This is a genomic window from Escherichia sp. E1V33, assembly GCF_004211955.1.
Taxonomy (GTDB): Bacteria; Pseudomonadota; Gammaproteobacteria; order Enterobacterales; family Enterobacteriaceae; genus Escherichia.
Map to the genome: position 1 here is coordinate 20,433 of NZ_RHJI01000023.1, position 20,412 is coordinate 40,844.

The window sequence follows — 20,412 nt, forward strand, 5'->3', positions numbered from 1 at the left end:
AGTCAGCGATGTTCCTGAAAACCGAATCATTTGAACATAACGGCGTGACCGTCACGCTTTCTGAACTGTCAGCCCTGCAGCGTATTGAGCATCTCGCCCTGATGAAACAGCAGGCAGAATCCGACAGTAACCGGAAGTTTACTGTGGAAGACGTCATCAGAACCGGCGCTTTTGTGGTGGCGATGTCTCTGTGGCATAACCATCCGAAGAAGACGCAGATGCCGTCCATGAATGAAGCCGTTAAACAGATTGAGCAGGAAGTGCTTACCACCTGGCCCACAGAGGCAATTTCTCATGCTGAAAACGTGGTGTACCGGCTGTCCGGAATGTCTGAGTTTGTGGTGAATAATGCCCCTGAACAGGCAGAGGACGCCGGGCCTGCAGAGCCTGTTTCTGCGGGAAAGTGTTCGACGGTGAGCTGAGTTTTGCCCTGAAACTGGCGCGTGAGATGGGGCGACCCGACTGGCGCGCCATGCTTGCCGGGATGTCATCCACGGAGTATGCCGACTGGCACCGCTTTTACAGTACCCATTATTTTCATGATGTTCTGCTGGATATGCACTTTTCCGGGCTGACGTACACCGTGCTCAGCCTGTTTTTCAGCGATCCGGATATGCATCCGCTGGATTTCAGTCTGCTGAACCGGCGCGAGGCTGACGAAGAGCCTGAAGATGATGTGCTGATGCAGAAAGCGGCAGGGCTTGCCGGAGGCGTTCGTTTTGGCCCGGACGGGAATGAAGTTATCCCCGCTTCCCCGGATGTGGCGGACATGACGGAGGATGACGTAATGCTGATGACAGTATCAGAAGGGATCGCAGGAGGAGTCCGGTATGGCTGAACCGGTAGGCGATCTGGTCGTTGATTTAAGTCTGGATGCGGCCAGATTTGACGAGCAAATGGCCAGAGTCAGGCGTCATTTTTCCGGTACGGAAACTGATGCGAAAAAAACAGCGGCAGTCGTTGAACAGTCAATGAACCGGCAGGCGCTGGCTGCACAGAAAGCGGGGATTTCCGTCGGGCAGTATAAAGCCGCCATGCGTATGCTGCCTGCGCAGTTCACCGACGTGGCCACGCAGCTTGCAGGCGGGCAAAGTCCGTGGCTGATCCTGCTGCAACAGGGTGGTCAGGTGAAGGACTCCTTCGGCGGGATGATCCCCATGTTCAGGGGGCTTGCCGGTGCGATCACCCTGCCGATGGTCGGGGCCACCTCGCTGGCGGTGGTGACCGGTGCGCTGGCGTATGCCTGGTATCAGGGCAACTCAACCCTGTCCGATTTCAACAAAACGCTGGTCCTTTCCGGCAATCAGTCGGGTCTGACGGCAGATCGTATGCTGGTCCTGTCCAGAGCAGGGCAGGCGGCAGGGCTGACGTTTAACCAGACCAGCGAGTCACTCAGCGCACTGGTTAAGGCGGGGGTAAGCGGTGAGGCTCAGATTGCGTCCATCAGCCAGAGTGTGGCGCGTTTCTCCTCTGCATCCGGCGTGGAGGTGGACAAGGTCGCTGAAGCCTTCGGGAAGCTGACCACAGACCCGACGTCAGGGCTGACAGCGATGGCGCGCCAGTTCCATAACGTGACGGCGGAGCAGATTGCGTATGTTGCTCAGTTGCAGCGTTCCGGCGATGAAGCCGGGGCATTGCAGGCGGCGAACGAGGCCGCAACGAAAGGGTTTGATGACCAGACCCGACGCCTGAAAGAGAACATGGGCACGCTGGAAACCTGGGCAGACAGGACAGCACGGGCATTCAAATCCATGTGGGATGCGGTGCTGGATATTGGTCGCCCTGATACCGCTCAGGAGATGCTGATTAAGGCAGAGGCCGCGTTTAAGAAAGCGGACGATATCTGGAATCTGCTTAAGGATGATTATTTTGTTAACGATGAAGCGCGGGCGCGTTACTGGGATGATCGTGAAAAGGCCCGTCTTGCGCTTGAAGCCGCCCGAAAGAAGGCTGAACAGCAGAGCCAACAGGACAAAAATGCGCAGCAGCAGAGCGATACCGAAGCGTCACGGCTGAAATATACCGAAGAGGCGCAGAAGGCTTACGAACGCCTGCAGACACCACTGGAGAAATATACCGCCCGTCAGGAGGAACTGAATAAAGCACTGAAAGACGGAAAAATCCTGCAGGCAGATTACAACACGCTGATGGCGGCGGCGAAAAAGGACTATGAAGCGACGCTGAAAAAACCGAAGCAGTCCGGCGTGAAGGTGTCTGCGGGCGATCGTCAGGAAGACAGTGCTCATGCCGCCCTGCTGACGCTTCAGGCAGAACTCCGGACGCTGGAGAAGCATGCCGGAGCGAATGAGAAAATCAGCCAGCAGCGCCGGGATTTGTGGAAGGCAGAAAGTCAGTTCGCGGTACTGGAGGAGGCGGCACAACGTCGCCAGCTGTCCGCACAGGAGAAATCCCTGCTGGCGCATAAAGATGAGACGCTGGAGTACAAACGCCAGCTGGCTGCACTTGGCGATAAGGTCACGTATCAGGAGCACCTGAACGCGCTGGCGCAGCAGGCGGATAAATTCGCACAGCAACAACGGGCAAAACGGGCAGCCATTGAGGCGAAAAACCGGGGGCTGACTGACCGGCAGGCAGCGCGGGACGCCACGGAACAGCGCCTGAAGGAACAGTATGGCGATAATCCGCTGGCGCTGAATAGCGTCATGTCAGAGCAGAAAAAGACCTGGGCGGCTGAAGACCAGCTTCGCGGGAGCTGGATGGCAGGCCTCAAGTCAGGCTGGAGTGAGTGGGAAGAGAGCGCCACGGACAGTATGTCGCAGGTTAAAAGTGCAGCCACGCAGACCTTTGATGGTATTGCACAGAATATGGCGGCGATGCTGACCGGCAGTGAACAGAACTGGCGCAGCTTCACCCGTTCCGTGCTGTCCATGATGACAGAAATTCTGCTTAAGCAGGCAATGGTGGGGATTGTCGGGAGTATCGGCAGCGCCATTGGAGGTGCTACCGGTGGCGGCTCATCAGCGTCAGGTGGTGCAGCCATTCAGGCAGCAGCGGCGAAACTCCATTTTGCGACCGGAGGATTTACGGGAACCGGCGGCAAATATGAGCCAGCGGGGATTGTTCACCGTGGTGAATTTGTCTTCACGAAGGAGGCAACCAGCCGGATTGGCGTGGGGAATCTTTACCGGCTGATGCGCGGCTATGCCACCGGCGGTTATGTCGGTACACCGGGCAGCATGGCGGACAGTCGGTCGCAGGCGTCCGGGAAGTTTGAGCAGAATAACCATGTGGTGATTAACAACGACGGCACGAACGGTCAGATAGGGCCACAGGCGCTGAAGACGGTTTATGACGTAGCCCGTAAGGCGGCAATGGATGTTGTGACCGGGCAGATGCGTGATGGTGGTCTGTTCTCCGGAGGTGGACGATGAAAACCTTCCGCTGGAAAGTTAAACCGGGTATGGATGTGGCTTCGACTCCTTCCGTCAGGGAGGTGCGCTTTGGTGATGGTTACTCCCAGCGCGCGCCTGCCGGGCTGAATGCCAACCTGAAAACGTACAGCGTGACGATTTCTGTCCCCCGTTGGGAGGCCACGGCGCTGGAATCGTTTCTGGCAGAGCACGGAGGCTGGAAAGCCTTTCTGTGGACGCCGCCTTATGACTGGCGGCAGATAAAGGTGACCTGCGCAAAATGGACGTCGCGGGTCAGTATGTTGCGTGTTGAGTTCAGCGCAGAGTTTAAACAGGTGGTGAACTGATGCAGGATATCCGGCAGGAAACACTGAATGAATGCACCCGTGCGGAGCAGTCGGCCAGCGTGGTGCTCTGGGAAATCGATCTGACAGAGGTCGGTGGCGAACGTTATTTTTTCTATAATGAGCAGAACGAAAAAGGTGAGCCGGTCACCTGGCAGGGGCGGCAGTATCTGACGTATCCCATTCAGGGGAGTGGTTTTGAACTGAATGGCAAAGGCACCAGTACGCGCCCCACGCTGGCAGTCTCTAACCTGTACGGCATGGTCACCGGGATGGCGGAAGATCTGCAGAGTCTGGTCGGCGGAACGGTGGTCAGGCGTAAGGTTTACGCCCGTTTTCTGGATGCAGTGAACTTCGTCAACGGAAACAGTGATGCCGATCCGGAGCAGGAGGTGATTAGCCGCTGGCGCATCGAGCAGTGCAGCGAACTGAGCGCGGTCAGTGCCTCCTTTGTACTGTCCACGCCGACTGAAACGGATGGTGCCGTTTTTCCGGGGCGCATCATGCTGGCTAATACCTGCACCTGGACCTATCGCGGTGATGAGTGCGGTTATAACGGTCCGGCGGTCGCGGATGAATATGACCAGCCGACGTCCGATATCACGAAGGATAAATGCAGCAAATGCCTGAGTGGCTGTAAGTTTCGCAATAATGTCGGCAACTTTGGCGGCTTCCTTTCCATTAACAAACTTTCGCAGTAAATCCCATGACAGAGACAGAATCAGCGATTCTGGCGCACGCCCGGCGATGTGCGCCAGCGGAGTCGTGCGGCTTCGTGGTGAGAACGCCGGAAGGGGAAAGATATTTTCCCTGCGTGAATATCTCCGGTGAGCCGGAGGAGTATTTCCGGATGTCGCCGGAGGACTGGCTGCGGGCAGAGATGCAGGGTGAGATTGTGGCGCTGGTCCACAGCCACCCCGGTGGTCTGCCCTGGCTGAGTGAGGCCGACCGGCGGCTGCAGGTGCAGAGTGATTTGCCGTGGTGGCTGGTCTGCCGTGGGGCGATTCATAAGTTCCGCTGTGTGCCGCATCTTGCCGGGCGGCGCTTTGAGCACGGGGTGACGGACTGTTACACGCTGTTCCGGGATGCTTACCATCTGGCGGGGATTGAGATGCCGGATTTTCATCGCGGGGATGACTGGTGGCGTAACGGTCAGAATCTCTATCTGGATAATCTGGAGGCCACAGGGCTGTATCAGGTGCCGTTGTCAGCGGCGCAGCCGGGCGATGTGCTGCTGTGCTGTTTTGGTTCATCGGTGCCGAATCATGCCGCCATTTACTGTGGTGATGGCGAGCTGCTGCACCATATTCCTGAACAACTGAGCAAACGAGAGAGGTATACCGACAAATGGCAGCGACGCACACACTCCCTCTGGCGTCACCGGGCATGGTACGCATCTGCCTTTACGGGGATTTACAACGATTTGGCCGCCGCATCGACCTTCGTGTGAAAACGGGTGCTGAAGCCATCCGGGCGCTGGCCACGCAGCTTCCGTCGTTTCGCCAGAAACTGAATGAGGGCTGGTATCAGGTGCGCATTGCCGGGCGTGATGCAGGCGAAAACGAATTATCTGCCCGTCTTAATGAGCCGCTGGCAAATGGTGCCGTGATCCACATTGTTCCGCGTCTGGCGGGTGCCAAAAGTGGCGGTGTGTTTCAGGCGGTGCTGGGTGCGGCGCTGATTGCGGTGGCATGGTGGAACCCTGTGGGCTGGCTGGGGGCCGCGGCTGTATCGGGTATGTATGCGGCAGGGGCCAGTATGATCCTGGGGGGTGTGGCGCAGATGCTGGCACCGAAAGCCAGGACGCCCACGGCAGCCAGTACAGATAACGGCAAACAGAACACGTATTTCTCGTCACTGGATAACATGGTTGCCCAGGGCAATGTTCTGCCCGTTCTGTACGGTGAAATGCGCGTGGGGTCGCGGGTGGTTTCTCAGGAGATCAGCACGGCAGACGAGGGGGATGGTGGTCAGGTTGTGGTGATTGGTCGCTGATGCAAAATGTTTTATGTGAAACCGCCTCCGGGCGGTTTTGTCGTTTATGGAGCATGACGAATGGGTAAAGGCGGCAGTAAGGGGCATACCCCGCGCGAAGCAAAGGACAACCTGAAGTCCACGCAGTTGCTGAGTGTGATCGATGCCATCAGCGAAGGGCCGATTGAAGGTCCGGTGGATGGATTAAAAAGCGTGCTGCTGAACAGTACACCGGTGCTGGACAGTGAGGGGAATACCAACATCTCCGGTGTCACGGTGGTGTTCCGGGCAGGTGAGCAGGAACAGACACCGCCGGAGGGTTTTGAATCCTCCGGCTCCGAGACGGTGCTGGGTACGGAAGTGAAATACGACACGCCGATAACCCGCACCATCACGTCTGCAAACATCGACCGTCTGCGCTTTACCTTTGGTGTGCAGGCACTGGTGGAAACCACCTCAAAGGGTGACCGGAATCCGTCGGAAGTTCGCCTGCTGGTTCAGATACAACGTAACGGTGGCTGGGTGACGGAAAAAGACATCACCATTAAGGGCAAAACCACCTCACAGTATCTGGCCTCGGTGGTGGTGGATAACCTGCCGCCGCGCCCGTTTAATATCCGGATGCGCAGGATGACGCCGGACAGCACCACAGACCAGCTGCAGAACAAAACGCTCTGGTCGTCATACACCGAAATCATCGATGTGAAACAATGCTACCCGAACACGGCACTGGTCGGCGTGCAGGTGGACTCAGAACAGTTCGGCAGCCAGCAGGTGAGCCGTAATTATCATCTTCGCGGGCGCATTCTGCAGGTGCCATCGAACTATAACCCACAGACACGGCAATACAGCGGTATCTGGGACGGAACGTTTAAACCGGCATACAGCAACAACATGGCATGGTGTCTGTGGGATATGCTGACCCATCCGCGCTACGGCATGGGGAAACGTCTTGGTGCGGCGGATGTGGATAAATGGGCGCTGTATGTCATCGGCCAGAATTGCGACCAGTCGGTGCCGGATGGCTTTGGTGGCACGGAGCCGCGCATCACCTGTAATGCTTACCTGACCACGCAGCGTAAGGCGTGGGATGTTCTCAGCGATTTCTGCTCGGCGATGCGCTGTATGCCGGTATGGAACGGACAGACGCTGACGTTCGTGCAGGACCGACCGTCGGATAAGGTGTGGACCTATAACCGCAGTAATGTGGTGATGCCGGATGATGGCGCGCCGTTCCGCTACAGCTTCAGCGCCCTGAAGGATCGCCATAATGCCGTTGAGGTGAACTGGATTGACCCGGATAACGGCTGGGAAACGGCAACAGAGCTTGTGGAGGACACGCAGGCCATTGCCCGTTACGGTCGTAACGTCACGAAGATGGATGCCTTTGGCTGTACCAGCCGGGGGCAGGCACACCGCGCCGGGCTGTGGCTGATTAAAACGGAGCTGCTGGAAACGCAGACCGTGGACTTCAGCGTGGGCGCAGAAGGGCTTCGCCATGTACCGGGCGATGTCATTGAAATCTGCGATGATGACTATGCGGGCATCAGCATCGGCGGGCGCGTGCTGGCGGTGAACAGCCAGACGCGGACACTGACGCTCGACCGTGAAATCATGCTGCCATCCTCCGGCACCACGCTGATAAGCCTGGTTGACGGACAGGGGAATCCGGTCAGCGTGGAGGTCCAGTCCGTCACCGACGGCGTGAAGGTGAAAGTGAGCCGGGTTCCTGACGGCGTTGCCGAGTACAGCGTGTGGGGGCTGAAGCTGCCGACGCTGCGCCAGCGCCTGTTCCGCTGTGTGAGTATCCGTGAGAACGATGACGGTACGTATGCCATCACTGCCGTGCAGCATGTACCGGAGAAAGAAGCCATCGTGGATAACGGGGCGCACTTTGACGGTGACCAGAGCGGCACGGTGAATGGTGTCACGCCGCCAGCGGTGCAGCACCTGACCGCAGAAGTCACCGCAGACAGCGGGGAATATCAGGTGCTGGCGCGCTGGGACACGCCGAAGGTGGTGAAGGGCGTGAGCTTCCTGCTTCGCCTGACCGTGGCAGCGGACGACGGCAGTGAGCGGCTGGTCAGCACGGCCCGGACGACGGAAACCACATACCGATTCACGCAACTGGCGCTGGGAAACTACAGGCTGACAGTCCGGGCGGTAAATGCGTGGGGACAGCAGGGCGATCCGGCGTCGGTATCGTTCCGGATTGCCGCACCGGCAGCACCGTCGCGGATTGAGCTGACGCCGGGCTATTTTCAGATAACCGCAACGCCGCATCTTGCCGTTTATGACCCGACGGTACAGTTTGAATTCTGGTTCTCGGAAAAGCGGATTGCGGATATCAGGCAGGTTGAAACCACAGCCCGCTATCTTGGCACGGCGCTGTACTGGATAGCTGCCAGTATCAATATTAAGCCGGGCCATGATTATTATTTTTATATCCGCAGTGTGAATACTGTTGGCAAATCGGCATTCGTGGAGGCTGTCGGTCAGGCGAGCGATGATGCGGAAGGTTACCTGGATTTTTTCAAAGGCCAGATAACCGAATCCCATCTCGGCAAGGAGCTGCTGGAAAAAGTCGAGCTGACGGAGGATAACGCCAGCAAACTGGAGGAGTTTTCGAAAGAGTGGAAAGACGCCAACGATAAATGGAATGCCATGTGGGGCGTCAAAATTGAGCAGGCCGAAGACGGCAGGCATTATGTCGCGGGGCTTGGCCTCAGCATGGAGGATACGGAGGAAGGTAAACTGAGCCAGTTCCTGGTTGCCGCTAACCGTATCGCGTTTATTGACCCGGCAAACGGGAATGAAACTCCGATGTTTGTGGCGCAGGGCAACCAGATATTCATGAACGAAGTGTTCCTGAAGTATCTGACGGCTCCCACCATTACCAGCGGCGGCAATCCGCCGGTATTTTCCCTGACACCGGACGGGCGGTTGACGGCGAAAAATGCCGATATCAGCGGTAACGTGAATGCGAACTCCGGGACGCTCAACAACGTCACGATAAATGAGAACTGTACGATTAAGGGAATGCTCGAGGCTACTCAGGTCAGAGGTGACTTCGTTAAAGCTGTATCTAAGCCATTCCCGAAAAAAACTGGCTCGTGGGGCGATACGGAAACACCAGGCGGGACGGTTACAGTCACCATTTACGATGATCATAACTTTGACCGCCAAATCATTATTCCGCCCATTATTTTTAACGGTGTGGCGTATGACGATCCGGGGAGCGGTAATAACCCGGGAGGTACGCGATACACGGGTTATGGTTTTGAAGTTCGCAAAAACGGCGTATTAATCGCATCCAGAGAAACTAAAGGAGCCATTCCCGGTAGTTACAGTGCGGTTATTGATATGCCGAGTGGTGGTGGTAGTGTCACTCTGGAGTTTAAGATTTTCCAGAAAGGCAATCAGGGCGCAGGTAACATCACAGACTGTACAGTGATTGTGACCAAAAAAGCTGCTTCCGGTATCAGTATCCGTTGAAATATTTATAACCCCAATACGGGCGCCAGAAATGGCGCCTTTTTTATTTGTGGAGTGAGTATGGCAGTACAGATTTCAGGTGTGCTGAAAGATGGTGCGGGAAAACCAATACAGAACTGCACTATTCAATTGAAGGCAAAGCGTAACAGCGCCACGGTACTGGTGAACACGGTGGCCTCTGAAAATCCGGATGAAGCCGGGCGTTATCGCATGGATGTTGAGTATGGCCAGTACAGCGTTATCCTGCTGGTTGAAGGTTTTCCGCCTTCACATGCCGGAACCATTACCGTCTATGAAGGTTCCAGACCTGGTACGCTGAATGATTTTCTCGGTGCCATGACGGAAGATGATGTCATGCCGGAGGCATTGCGTCGTTTTGAGGCAATGGTGGAAGAAGCAGCACGCAACGCTGAAGCCGCCTCTCAGAGCGCAGCGGCGGCAAAGAAATCCGAAACTGCAGCGGCATCATCGAAGAACGCGGCGAAAACCTCAGAAACGAATGCAGCTAACAGCGCACAGGCGGCAGCGGCCTCACAGACTGCATCGGCAAACTCCGCGACAGCAGCCAAAAAATCAGAAACCAACGCGAAAAACAGCGAGACAGCTGCAAAGACGAGCGAAACCAACGCAAAGTCCAGTCAGACGGCAGCGAAAACCAGCGAAACGAATGCCAAAGCCAGTGAAACTGCGGCGAAAAACAGCCAGGCTGCAGCAGCCGAAAGCGAGAGCGCGGCAGCCGGTTCTGCAACTTCAGCAGCTGGATCAGCAACTGCTGCGGCTAACAGCCAGAAAGCAGCGAAGACGAGCGAAACTAACGCAAAGTCCAGCCAGACGGCAGCGAAGACCAGCGAAACGAATGCCAAAGCCAGCGAAACTGCGGCGAAAAACAGTCAGGATGCAGCGGCCCAAAGCGAGAGTGCCGCAGCCGGTTCTGCAAGTGCTGCAGCTTCTTCTGCCACTGCATCAGCCAACAGTCAAAAAGCTGCAAAAACCAGTGAAACCAACGCAAAGGCGAGCGAGACTGCGGCGGCTAACTCGGCGAAAGCATCCGCTGCAAGCCAGACGGCTGCAAAAGCAAGTGAAGACGCAGCCAGAGAGTATGCAAGCCAGGCTGCGGAGCCGTATAAACAAGTTTTGCAGCCGCTTCCCGATGTGTGGATACCGTTTAACGATTCACTGGATATGATTACGGGCTTTTCGCCATCATATAAAAAGATTGTTATTGGTGATGATGAAATAACAATGCCTGGCGATAAGGTTGTAAAGTTTAAACGCGCATCGAAAGCAACCTACATTAACAAATCTGGTGTACTGACGGAGGCTGCAATTGACGAACCACGCTTCGAAAAAAATGGTTTGTTGATTGAAGGTACTACGACTAATAACTTTATTAATAGTAACTCACCAGCGAACTGGAACAGAAATACAAACCGTTTATCTGTTAGTGAAAACTCTATTGATGAATTTGGTTTTACTCAAGCAACATTCACTTATAAAGAATCATCCGACACTGGGCCAGTTACGTTGATTTCTACTGGGACATCCCGTGTGATTCCAGTTGTTGGTGGTGAATATGTTACTATATCTATTCGTGTTAAGGGGGCTGGTTGTCGCGCTCGCCATCGTATTTCAAAATTAAATGATGACGGGAACGGAAACACATTTATTGCTGATGCTATGTTGGATCTTGATACCGCTAAACTAGTTAGTGATGTTTTGTCTAGTCGCGTTGATTATGATCCTGCTAGTGGATGGTATTTTTTCCAATCGACATTTAAAGCCACCGAAGATATGAGCGTTTATGCTCGTACTGAAATGCTTGCTAAAAGTGGCGGCGAATTGGTCGCAGGAAATTACATAAAGGCGGCAACCGCTCAGGTAGAGAAATGTTCTCATGCAACATCATTAATCATAACTAACGACGTACCAGCTACCCGCGCTAGTGATTTGGTTAACATTCCTGTTAAGAATAATATGTATGACGCACCTATTACAGTTTTAGCCGAAGTTCATCGAAATTGGGAATGGGAACTTCCTCCTAATGCAGCACCACGTATAATGGATTTTTCCGGTGTGCCAACTGGCCAGGCCGTTATTTTTGGTTGCCGTGGCGGTACTGCCGCAAATACTGGTAGCCCTTATATTGATGTTGGTGCAGATGCTGGACGCGTTAATAGTTACCTGGTAACGAAAGAAAGAAAGTTCGTTGCTGGATTTAGAATTACTAAAGATTATGGTGTTCATATTGTTTTGAATGGTGATATTCCTCCTAGTGTTCCTAAAAAAACCGCGTGGAGATATGTAACTAAGAATACAAGCATTCGTTTTGGTGGGCAAACTTCAACGGGTGAACGTCACTTATTCGGTCATATTCGAAATTTTAGGATCTGGCATAAAGAATTGACCGAGACACAAATGGGAGAAAAAATATCATGAGAGACTTAACCCTTAAATTTGCAGACAAGGCCGACTTTTCGGCCTTTATGGATAGCACTGGCTATTATGATGACGAGTCGATGCAGGATGATATTCTTATTGACGTGATAGGTAACGTGTACAAAGAAACCGGAGAACTGAATGAAGATGGCGAACCGGTATGTGTTAAGGAAGACGGATATTTTGTAAACGTGCGCATCATTAATGATGTGAAAACACCGTCAATATTCGATGAATACGTGGTTGCTGTTGAGCATCAACTTCGTGGCTGGATGTGAGGAAGAAAAATGGCTACATCGACAGTAATTCCGGGAGACATTACCACGCTAAAGGGAGATGTCAGTAAAGCTAAGGAAGATATTTCCTCAATTAACGGAAAAGTATCAACGCTTCAGACTGAGATGACCAGTGCAAAGCAGGATATCAGCTCCAGATACACAAAAACTGAAGTTGATAATAAGCTGAAAAACAAAGTGGAAGTGAACGATCTGGAAAGTGGTCGTTATGGTGGAGATTTTTACCCGCTGACTGGTCGTGAAGCGTTTTATTTGTGGGGATTGGGCACGACTACAGCGGCGGCAAACCTTTATCTTAATCCTGACCCCGCAATTTCGTCTGTGCTGCGGTCAACATCGTCTATCCGCTATAAACATTCAGTAGAGACGATAGATTCAGAGCACGCCGATCTCATTTTCAAGATGCGCCCTGTGTGGTACAGGTCGCAATGCGAAAATGACAGGCGTGACTGGGGATTCTACGGATTGATTGCCGAGGAAGTAGGAGAAATTGCCCCTCAGTTTGTACACTGGCGACCAGCTAACGAAGATGATGCACCGGAAGCTATTTCCAGCAATGGCCTTGTTGCCGAAGGTGTGATGTACGAACGTCTGGTTGTTCCACTGATTCACCATATCCAGAAACTGACAGAAAAAGTTGATGAACTTGAGTCAGAATTAAAGCTGTTATCAACTTCCCGAAGCGATATCGGATAAAGGAGGAGTAATGGATATAAGCCCCTTACTTCATGCACTTTGTGCTGTGGCTGCGCAGCTACTGATTGGTCTTTTTACCGGGAACTGGGCTTACGGAGCGATAGCCGGTTGTACGTTCTTCATTGCGCGTGAACACACCCAGGCAGAATATCGCTGGATTGAAATGTTCGGGCATGGCAAGCGGATTAACATGCCGTGGTGGGGCGGTTTTGATCCTCGTGCATGGGATGTGGCAAGCCTGATGGATTTTGCTGTGCCAGTAGTGGTGTGTCTGCTGGTCTGGCTGTTGATCCGTTAAATATAAAAAGCCGCAGTAACTTGTCATGATAGGATACTGCGGCTGGCTGGTTAACTTCGATAGTGCGAGTATTGAATGATTTCCAGCCGTTACCGTTTTTACGTATTTTTTGTATGGGAGGATTTGCACCTTCTCCCACCGATCCTCCATGACTTTACGCCACTGTCTCTATGGCTGCTATGTGCTAGGAGCGGATGTTAGATTCAGACTCGTTTCAGCCACATTGCGTTTTGAATAATATTCCATCATAATAACTCTTTGAAAAATGTAACCTTTTCATTTATAACACTTATAACTTACTTATCTCATTGGGATATCGGAGGTGAATACTTAACTATGACAAGCCCGATTATTATGACGCTGGCGATATTATATAGATTGATATTAAAATGTAGGATTAGGTTCTTGCCAAGGTGTCAAGATTTACAGATAGGTTTAAAACCATATAAATATGTTTTACGGTGAGATGTAATAATTATTGGAAAGCATAAACGCTTGGTAAAAAATTTAATTATTGGAAGAAGCTAATCATGGAACCCATATCAATTACAGTGGCAACTTATGTAGCAACTAAACTTATTGATCAATTCATTTCTCAAGAAGGATATAGTTGGATTAAGAAAGCATTATTCCCCACAGAAAAATATGTGGATAGATTATATCAACTAATTGAAGAGACGGCAATTGAGTTTGAAGAAACATATCCAGTAGAAAGTGGAGCAATTCCATTTTATCATTCTAAACCATTGTTTGAGATGTTGAATGAGCACATCCTTTTTAAAGAGTTCCCTGACAAAGAGATGTTATTAGACAAGTTCAAAGAATATCCAAGCGTCACTCCCCCAACTCAACAACAACTCAGCCTTTTTTATGGGATGTTGTCGTTAAAAATAAATAATTGTTCGAAGTTAAAAAAGCTACATATCGAAGAAACTTATAAAGAAAAAATATTCGATATTAATGAAGAGCTTATTCAAATTAAACTTGTTTTGCGGTCTATAGATGAGAAACTAACTTTTCACTTGAGTGATGATTGGTTAAATGAGAAAAGTAGTCAAGCAATAGCTGACTTGGGAGGCCGATACACACCCGAACTCAACGTAAAGCTAGAAATAGCAGAGATATTTGATGGTCTCGGTAGAACTAATAATTTTTCTAAAATATTTTATTCGCATATAGATAGTTTTCTGGTCACTGGAAAGAAATTACATAGTTGCGATGTAATTTCCTCACAATTATCTGAAATAGACCAGTCCTTAAAAGCAATTTCTGATATATATCAAGAAATTAATTTTTCTAAATTAGATGAAATCCCTATAAATAAATTTAATAACTATGTTTCTAGCTGCCAGACAGCTATTGGCGGAGCGGAATCAATATTGTGGGAACTCCGAGAAAAGTCAGAACAAGTAGGTGAAACCAAGCATTACAGTGATAAGTATTCATCTACTCTACGAATGCTTCGGGAACTTGACTATGCGTGCAATGAATTACGTACATTCATTAATTCAACAACAGTGAAGTTGGCTAACAACCCATTCTTACTTCTCGAAGGAAAAGCTGGAATTGGTAAGTCTCATTTACTGGCTGATGTGATTAAAAATCGAATTGCTTCTGGGTATCCTTCTCTACTCATACTAGGGCAACAACTTACTTCAGATGAATCTCCATGGTCACAAATCTTCAAGAGATTACAGCTTAAAATCACATCTCGTGAATTCCTGGAAAAACTGAATTTATATGGCAAAAAAACAGGAAAAAGAGTCTTAGTTTTTATTGATGCTATTAATGAAGGTAATGGAAATAAATTCTGGAATGACAATATTAACAGTTTTGTCGATGAAATCAGAGGCTTTGAATGGCTTGGTCTGATAATGTCAGTCAGAACAACATATAGAAATGTAACAATTTCACATGAGAATGTTGAGCGAAATAATTTTGAAATTCATGAACATATTGGATTTCAGAACGTTGAGTTGGAAGCGGTTAGTCTATTTTATGATTATTACAATATAGAGAGGCCTTCATCACCTAACCTTAATCCAGAGTTTAAAAACCCTCTATTTCTTAAGTTATTGTGTGAAGGCATTAAGAAAAATGGTTTAACCAAAGTGCCTGTTGGATTTAATGGGATTTCAAATATTTTTAACTTTTTAGTGGAAGGGGCAAATAAATCATTAGCATCGCCAAGAAAATATGCATTCGATCCCAGTTTTCCTCTTGTTAAAGATGCTCTCAATGAAATCATAAAATTCAAATTAGAGATTGGTCGTACTAGTATTTCACTTAGAGATGCTCACTCAGTGGTTCAATCTGTAGTTAATGATTATGTTGCTGATAAAACCTTCCTCAGCGCCTTGATTGACGAAGGATTATTGACTAAAGGCATAGTGAGAAATGATGATAATTCTACTGAGGAAGTAGTTCATGTGGCTTTTGAAAGGTTTGATGATCATTTAACTGTTAATTTTTTATTAAATGATGTTGAAAATATCGAAAGTGAATTTAAGTCAGATGGTCGTCTGAAAAAATATTTTCATGATGAATGTGACTTTTATATAAACTCGGGAATAGTAGAGGCGCTGTCTATTCAATTGCCAGAAAAGTATGGAAAAGAGCTTTATGAATTTCTGCCGGAGTTCAGCAATAATCATAAATTACTAGAAGCCTTTATTGATAGCTTGATATGGCGAGATATTAAGGCTATTGATTTCGAAAAAATCAGACCTTTCATCAATGAACATGTTTTTAAATTTAAAGATAGTTTTGATCATTTCCTCGAAGCAGTGATCTCTATTTCAGGTTTAGTTGACCATCCCTTTAATGCTAATTTCTTGCATGATTGGCTAAAAGATTACCCTTTGGCAAATCGAGATTCGTTTTGGACTACAAAACTTAAATATAAATATAGTGAAGACTCAGCATTTAGGCATTTAATCGATTGGGCATGGGGCAGAACAGACAAAAGCTTCGTTTCGGATGAGTCAATCGAGCTAGTTGCAACTAGTTTATGCTGGTTTTTAACTTCTAGTAACCGAGAACTTCGAGATTGCTCAACCAAGGCTTTAGTGAGTTTACTCGAGCCAAGAATTCCTGTATTGAGAAAAATAATTGATAAGTTTTATGGTGTAAATGATCCTTACGTTTGGGAAAGAATATTTGCAGTTGCATTAGGCTGTACATTGCGAACTGATGATATTAAAGAACTAAAATATTTAGCCGAAACTGTTTACCAAAAGGTATTTTGTTCTGAGTATGTGTATCCAAATATATTACTTAGAGATTATGCTAGAGAGATTATTGAATTCGCTAATCATCTTGGATTGGAGCTTGAAAGCATTGAATTATCCAAGACTAGACCACCCTACAACAGCATTTGGCCTGACAAGATTCCTTCAAAAGAGGAACTAGAGTCCCTTTATGATAAAGAACCTTATCGGGCACTCTGGAGCTCGATTATGGGAGGTGGGGACTTTTCACGATATACTATTGGAACAAATTATAATCATTCTGATTGGTCTGGTTGCAAGTTTAATGAAACCCCTGTTGACCGTAAGCAAGTTTTTAAAACTTTCAAATCTAAACTAACTGATCAACAAAAAGATTTGTATGATGCTACAGATCCTTTCATTTATGATGATAAATGTGAAGGAATTAAATTTGGTCGTGTGGTCGGTAGAAAAGCACAGGAAGAAATAAAGGCGAGCAAGAAATTATTTAAGAATTCATTGTCATACGATCTGTTAAGTGAGTTTGAAAATGAAATAGAGCCATACCTAGATCATAATAATAATCTTCTGGAAACTGATAAACACTTTGATCTTCGACTAGCTCAACAATTTATATTCAATCGTGTTATGGAGCTTGGTTGGGATCCGGAGAAGCATGGTAATTTTGACCAACAAATAGGAACTGGACGTGGACGTAGAGAGGCATTCCAAGAACGGATCGGTAAAAAATACCAATGGATTGCTTATTATGAATACATGGCAAGGCTAGCCGATAATTTTATTCGTTTTGAAGGTTATGGTGACGAACGAAAGGAAAATCCATACCAAGGGCCATGGGAGCCTTACGTAAGAGATATAGATCCCACTATCTTACTTAAAGAAACTGGAACGAAAAAAATAAGCAATAAAGAAATGTGGTGGCTTAATGATGAAGTGTTTGATTGGACTTGCTCTAATGAAGACTGGGTTAAAAGTTCTACTACTATAACTAATCCATATGCTTTGATTGAAGTTAAAGATGATAATGGTGATGAATGGATAGTATTAGAAAGTTATCCATCATGGAAAGAACCAAAAATTATTGGAAACGATGATTGGGGGCACCCACGAAAAGAGGTTTGGTATCAGATCAGAAGTTATATCGTTAAAGTTGAAGAATTTGAAAATTTTAGATGTTGGGCAATAGCTCAAGACTTTATGGGCAGGTGGATGCCGGAATGTACTGATAGATACCAATTATTTAATAGGGAGTACTATTGGTCCGAAGCATTTAAGTCTTTTAAATCAGATTATTATGGTGGATCTGACTGGACTTCGGTAACAGACCGGGAGTCTGGAGCTAAGATAGCTGATGTTAGTGTCACTTCGATTAATTATTTGTGGGAAGAGGAGTTCGACAAATCAAAAATAGAAACTTTGAATTTTTTGAAGCCTAGTAACTTAATCTTTGAAAAGATGGGCTTAAAAAGTGGGGAAGTAGAGGGTAGCTTCAATGATGAAAATGGAACTATGGTTTGCTTTGCAGCTGAAGCTGTATATGCTTCAAAGCCGCATCTACTTGTTAAAAAAGAACCATTTTTAACAATGTTAAGTGACAATGGTTTTGAAATCGTTTGGACATTATTAGGTGAAAAAGGTGTTATAGGGGGATCACTCACATCAAGTCATCATTATGGCCGACAGGAGTTTAGTGGAGCATTTTATTATGAAGACAGTCAGCTAACAGGAAGTCATAAAACTAGCTTTACGAGATAAAAATGAATCTCAGAGCTGAATATATAAGTAGCATTAGAAACCGGGTTATGCTTAAGAAATCAATCTTAAGTGTGGCAGTCGAATGGTAGCTAATATGCTAGCGGCGCTAATGCCTGTTTATTGCGCATAACAGGCATTCTCTTTAGTTATGGCAGAAAAGTATGCATGGTGGGGATGGGGATGGGGATGGGGATGGGGATGGGAAAGTGTGAAAGAAAAGAAAACTGCTGCGCCGTTTGTCGTCACGTTTATCTTCTTACTGGTTATGCAGGTCGTAGTGGGGGCACGCAAAGCTTTGCACTGGATTGCGAGGCTTTGTGCTTCTCTGGAGTGCGACAGGTTTGATGACAAAAAATTAGCGCAAGAAGACAAAAATCACCTTGCGCTAATGCTCTGTTACAGGTCACTAATACCATCTAAGTAGTTGATTCATAGTGACTGCATATGTTGTGTTTTACAGTATTATGTAGTCTGTTTTTTATGCAAAATCTAATTTAATATATTGATATTTATATCATTTTACGTTTCTCATTCAGCTTTTTTATACTAAGTTGAGCGAAACGGGAAGGTAAAAAGATAAAAAGTTGTTTTTAATACCTTTAAGTGATACCAGATGGCATTGCGCCATCTGGCAGAGTAATTAACTAAACATCGCAGTAATCGAGGCGCTTGCCAGAGAATGGAAATGGACGTTAAAACCGACCATCGCACCGCTGGCACCTTCATCGACATCAATACGTTCTACATCCAGCGCGTGAACGGTAAAAATGTAGCGATGGGTTTCGCCTTTCGGCGGCGCGGCGCCACCGTATCCGGCTTTACCAAAATCGGTACGTGTCTGGAGCACGCCATCAGGGATTGCCACCAGACCAGAGCCAAACCCTTGCGGTAATACGCGGGTATCAGCGGGTAAATTAACAACTACCCAGTGCCACCAGCCGGAGCCAGTAGGCGCATCCGGGTCGTAGCAGGTGACAACAAAACTTTTCGTTCCCGCAGGAACATCATCCCACGCCAGATGCGGCGAAATATTATCGCCATCGTAACCCATGCCATTAAAGACATGACGATGTGGCAATTTATCGCCATCGCGCAGATCATTACTGATGAGTTTCATGAACCCTCCTTTCTTGTTTGCAGAAAGTGTAGCCAGAAACCCTCACGCTGACTTCCCGTTATTGGCAAAAAAATGTTTCATCCTGTACCGCGCGGTTAACCGCTGCGGTCAGACGCTGCAACTGTTGCGGGAGAATAATATAGGGCGGCATCAGGTAAATCAGTTTGCCAAAAGGCCGGATCCAGACACCCTGTTCGACAAAGAATTTTTGCAGCGCCGCCATATTCACCGGACGAGTGGTTTCGACCACGCCAATGGCCCCCAGCACGCGCACATCGGCAACCATCTCGGCGTCACGGGCGGGGGCAAGTTGCTCGCGCAGCTGTGCTTCAATAGCCGCTACCTGATGCTGCCAGTCGCCAGATTCGAGAATCGTCAGGCTGGCGTTTGCTGCTGCGCAGGCCAGCGGATTGCCCATAAAAGTTGGCCCATGCATAAAGCAGCCGGCTTCGCCGTTACTGATGGTTTCCGCAACCTCACGCGTGGTGAGCGTGGCGGAAAGGGTCATCGTGCCTCCGGTTAAGGCTTTACCGAGGCACAAAATGTCCGGCGAGATTTCTGCATGTTCACAGGCAAACAGTTTGCTGGTACGACCAAATCCGGTGGCGATCTCGTCGGCAATCAGCAAGATACCTTCGCGATCGCACATTTTGCGGATTCGTTTTAACCATTCCGGATGGTAGATGCGCATCCCGCCTGCGCCCTGGACAATCGGTTCAATGATCACCGCTGCGATTTCATGACGATGCGCCGCCATCAGGCGGGCAAAGCCCACCATATCGCGCTCATCCCATTCGCCATCCATGCGGCTTTGCGGGGCTGGAGCAAACAAGTTTTCTGGCAGATAGCCTTTCCACAAGCTGTGCATTGAGTTGTCCGGATCGCACACCGACATCGCGCCAAAGGTATCGCCATGATAACCATTGCGGAAGGTCAGAAAACGCTGGCGCGCTTCGCCTTTGGCTTGCCAGTACTGCAACGCCATTTTCATCGCCACTTCCACCGCTACGGAACCGGAGTCCGCGAGAAAAACGCATTCCAGCGGTTGCGGCGTCATTGCCACCAGTTTGCGGCACAGCTCAATGGCTGGCGCATGGGTGATACCGCCAAACATCACATGCGACATGGCATCAATTTGCGACTTCATCGCCGCATTAAGCTGCGGGTGATTGTAACCGTGGATCGCCGCCCACCAGGATGACATACCGTCAACCAGGCGTCTGCCGTCAGACAAAATTAGCTCGCAACCTTCAGCGCTCGCCACCGGATAAACCGGTAGCGGGGAGGTCATGGATGTGTATGGGTGCCAGATATGGCGTTGGTCAAAGGCAAGATCGTCCGTTGTCATAATCGACTTGTAAACCAAATTGAAAAGATTTAGGTTTACAAGTCTACACCGA

The 20,412-nt window shown here is 48.9% G+C and carries 15 protein-coding genes; 13 read left to right on the top strand and 2 right to left on the bottom strand.

Annotated elements, in window-relative coordinates; translation table 11 throughout:
- Nucleotides 1-8: 8 nt before the first annotated feature.
- From D9742_RS20195 to avs2, 13 genes are all read left to right on the top strand, one after another.
- A complete protein-coding gene (locus D9742_RS20195) occupies nt 9-422 on the top strand; it encodes a phage minor tail protein G (RefSeq protein WP_130238023.1) in 414 nt (137 codons plus the stop codon).
- Nucleotides 404-838, top strand: coding sequence for a phage tail assembly protein T (locus tag D9742_RS20200; protein ID WP_000459457.1), 435 nt, complete (start codon nt 404-406; stop codon nt 836-838). The genes D9742_RS20195 and D9742_RS20200 overlap by 19 nt, the downstream gene beginning before the upstream one ends.
- Nucleotides 831-3,392, top strand: coding sequence for a phage tail tape measure protein (locus tag D9742_RS20205; RefSeq protein WP_130238024.1), 2,562 nt, complete (start codon nt 831-833; stop codon nt 3,390-3,392). The genes D9742_RS20200 and D9742_RS20205 overlap by 8 nt, the downstream gene beginning before the upstream one ends.
- Nucleotides 3,389-3,718: a phage tail protein gene (locus D9742_RS20210; protein WP_000847364.1), complete on the top strand. Its 330-nt coding sequence runs from the start codon at nt 3,389-3,391 to the stop codon at nt 3,716-3,718. The genes D9742_RS20205 and D9742_RS20210 overlap by 4 nt, the downstream gene beginning before the upstream one ends.
- A complete protein-coding gene (locus D9742_RS20215; RefSeq protein WP_130238025.1) occupies nt 3,718-4,416 on the top strand; it encodes a phage minor tail protein L in 699 nt (232 codons plus the stop codon). The genes D9742_RS20210 and D9742_RS20215 overlap by 1 nt, the downstream gene beginning before the upstream one ends.
- Nucleotides 4,417-4,421: 5 nt before the next feature.
- Nucleotides 4,422-5,165, top strand: a complete 744-nt coding sequence (locus D9742_RS20220; protein WP_130238026.1) for a C40 family peptidase — start codon at nt 4,422-4,424, stop codon at nt 5,163-5,165.
- Nucleotides 5,063-5,710, top strand: coding sequence for a tail assembly protein (locus D9742_RS20225; RefSeq protein WP_130238027.1), 648 nt, complete (start codon nt 5,063-5,065; stop codon nt 5,708-5,710). Before D9742_RS20220 ends, D9742_RS20225 begins: the two co-directional genes overlap by 103 nt.
- Before the next feature lie 60 nt (nt 5,711-5,770).
- The gene (locus tag D9742_RS20230) at nt 5,771-9,184 is read left to right on the top strand and encodes a host specificity protein J (protein ID WP_130238028.1); all 3,414 of its coding nucleotides are present in this window, start codon (nt 5,771-5,773) and stop codon (nt 9,182-9,184) included.
- A 60-nt stretch (nt 9,185-9,244) separates the two neighbouring features.
- A complete protein-coding gene (locus D9742_RS20235; protein WP_130238029.1) occupies nt 9,245-11,620 on the top strand; it encodes a prophage tail fiber N-terminal domain-containing protein in 2,376 nt (791 codons plus the stop codon).
- Nucleotides 11,617-11,898, top strand: a complete 282-nt coding sequence (locus tag D9742_RS20240) for a hypothetical protein (protein WP_130238030.1) — start codon at nt 11,617-11,619, stop codon at nt 11,896-11,898. The genes D9742_RS20235 and D9742_RS20240 overlap by 4 nt, the downstream gene beginning before the upstream one ends.
- Before the next feature lie 9 nt (nt 11,899-11,907).
- Nucleotides 11,908-12,612 carry a tail fiber domain-containing protein gene (locus D9742_RS20245; protein ID WP_130238031.1) on the top strand — a complete coding sequence of 235 codons (705 nt, stop codon included), beginning with the start codon at nt 11,908-11,910 and terminating at the stop codon, nt 12,610-12,612.
- Between the two features lie 10 nt (nt 12,613-12,622).
- Nucleotides 12,623-12,910: a hypothetical protein gene (locus D9742_RS20250; RefSeq protein WP_130238032.1), complete on the top strand. Its 288-nt coding sequence runs from the start codon at nt 12,623-12,625 to the stop codon at nt 12,908-12,910.
- A 530-nt stretch (nt 12,911-13,440) separates the two neighbouring features.
- Entirely contained in the window at nt 13,441-17,895 is a 4,455-nt protein-coding gene (avs2, locus tag D9742_RS20255; protein WP_130238033.1) for an AVAST type 2 anti-phage system protein Avs2, read from the top strand.
- A 640-nt stretch (nt 17,896-18,535) separates the two neighbouring features.
- Here avs2 and D9742_RS20265 read toward each other — a convergent pair.
- Entirely contained in the window at nt 18,536-19,012 is a 477-nt protein-coding gene (locus D9742_RS20265; RefSeq protein ID WP_000767386.1) for a kinase inhibitor, read from the bottom strand.
- A 58-nt stretch (nt 19,013-19,070) separates the two neighbouring features.
- Entirely contained in the window at nt 19,071-20,360 is a 1,290-nt protein-coding gene (bioA, locus tag D9742_RS20270) for an adenosylmethionine--8-amino-7-oxononanoate transaminase (protein WP_130238034.1), read from the bottom strand.
- Nucleotides 20,361-20,412: the final 52 nt, after the last annotated feature.

Coding starts and splice junctions, on each gene's coding strand:
- D9742_RS20195 (WP_130238023.1), top strand. CDS start 9: ATGTTCCTGAAAACCGAATCATTTGAACATAACGGCGTGACCGTCACG.
- D9742_RS20205 (WP_130238024.1), top strand. CDS start 831: ATGGCTGAACCGGTAGGCGATCTGGTCGTTGATTTAAGTCTGGATGCG.
- D9742_RS20210 (WP_000847364.1), top strand. CDS start 3,389: ATGAAAACCTTCCGCTGGAAAGTTAAACCGGGTATGGATGTGGCTTCG.
- D9742_RS20215 (WP_130238025.1), top strand. CDS start 3,718: ATGCAGGATATCCGGCAGGAAACACTGAATGAATGCACCCGTGCGGAG.
- D9742_RS20220 (WP_130238026.1), top strand. CDS start 4,422: ATGACAGAGACAGAATCAGCGATTCTGGCGCACGCCCGGCGATGTGCG.
- D9742_RS20225 (WP_130238027.1), top strand. CDS start 5,063: ATGGCAGCGACGCACACACTCCCTCTGGCGTCACCGGGCATGGTACGC.
- D9742_RS20230 (WP_130238028.1), top strand. CDS start 5,771: ATGGGTAAAGGCGGCAGTAAGGGGCATACCCCGCGCGAAGCAAAGGAC.
- D9742_RS20235 (WP_130238029.1), top strand. CDS start 9,245: ATGGCAGTACAGATTTCAGGTGTGCTGAAAGATGGTGCGGGAAAACCA.
- D9742_RS20240 (WP_130238030.1), top strand. CDS start 11,617: ATGAGAGACTTAACCCTTAAATTTGCAGACAAGGCCGACTTTTCGGCC.
- D9742_RS20245 (WP_130238031.1), top strand. CDS start 11,908: ATGGCTACATCGACAGTAATTCCGGGAGACATTACCACGCTAAAGGGA.
- D9742_RS20250 (WP_130238032.1), top strand. CDS start 12,623: ATGGATATAAGCCCCTTACTTCATGCACTTTGTGCTGTGGCTGCGCAG.
- avs2 (WP_130238033.1), top strand. CDS start 13,441: ATGGAACCCATATCAATTACAGTGGCAACTTATGTAGCAACTAAACTT.
- D9742_RS20265 (WP_000767386.1), bottom strand. CDS start 19,012: ATGAAACTCATCAGTAATGATCTGCGCGATGGCGATAAATTGCCACAT.
- bioA (WP_130238034.1), bottom strand. CDS start 20,360: ATGACAACGGACGATCTTGCCTTTGACCAACGCCATATCTGGCACCCA.